Raw genomic sequence first — 895 nt, 5'->3', positions numbered from 1 at the left:
CAAAGCGCGGTTGCTGAAACGCTGAAATACTCCGTTAAACCGGAAGATATGGCAAACGATCCTGAGTGGTTTCTTGAGCTGACGCGGCAGCTTCACAAGCGCCGTTTTATCTCGACCGGTGGGGCGCTAAAAAACGTCCTCCAGTTGGATCGAGAAACCAATGAGGATCTTGTCATTGCCGACGATGTAGGGGATGGCACTGATGACGGGAAGCGGACGGCGTTTGTCTGGGATTCAGGTAAACGGCGTTACAAACGCGCCCCTGAGAAGGATAAATCGGATTAACGTATGAATATTAATATTGAATACCTGAATGGAAATAAGACTATTGGTTTATTTTTTTTAAGAAGTGAAGCGGTGATTCCTGACAGGTTTAAAAACCTTATTTTGCTTATTGATGGATTAAGTTTTGGCACATTTGGTTTTCATCCGCACGAAGGTTTTGAGGATGAATTAATTTTATATATTCAGAAAACAAACGAGAGGGTAAAAACTCTTTTTGTGAAAATAGATTTAAACGGTATCAAGTTTGGATTTTTAAGAACGCATTCTTAGTTCTGGAAAAGAGCCAGCGGCAGGCTGAGGTGATAGGTACGAGATTGCATGCAATCTCTAGTGCTCTGTCTATCCTGCATTATCCTCAGCATTATCCTCAGCATTATCCTCAGCCTTGCCAACTCGACACCAATGCAGGATAGACAATCCGATGTCAAATGTTAACACTCTGCGAGTGGTACATTTTCCCCGGATTATCGTCCTGAGCCTGCCGCTGGCTCTCTTTCTACCGCCTCGCTTTGCTCGTTGCTCAACGCCTCACAGACACGGATTAAAATCCGCATCCGTTCACCGTTTTTTAAAGTCCGTTAAAAGCATGATGCCATCTCCGAGAGTTAAT

Annotated in this window: 2 protein-coding genes; both read left to right on the top strand. The window is 44.0% G+C overall.

Annotated features, from left to right (window positions below; genetic code table 11):
• Positions 1 to 285: protein rep (locus DBV35_RS29035; RefSeq protein WP_077125738.1), on the top strand; the 285-nt coding region annotated here is incomplete at its 5' end.
• A 3-nt stretch (positions 286 to 288) separates the two neighbouring features.
• Positions 289 to 555: a hypothetical protein gene (locus tag DBV35_RS29030; protein ID WP_001024536.1), complete on the top strand. Its 267-nt coding sequence runs from the start codon at positions 289 to 291 to the stop codon at positions 553 to 555.
• Positions 556 to 895 lie beyond the last annotated feature (340 nt).

The sequence above is a fragment of the Acuticoccus kandeliae genome, from assembly GCF_003073115.1.
This window is presented reverse-complemented; position numbering and strand designations above follow the sequence as displayed.

Bases quoted from the DNA above. Each gene is read 5' to 3' on its own strand.
- DBV35_RS29030 (WP_001024536.1), top strand. From the start codon at position 289: ATGAATATTAATATTGAATACCTGAATGGAAATAAGACTATTGGTTTA.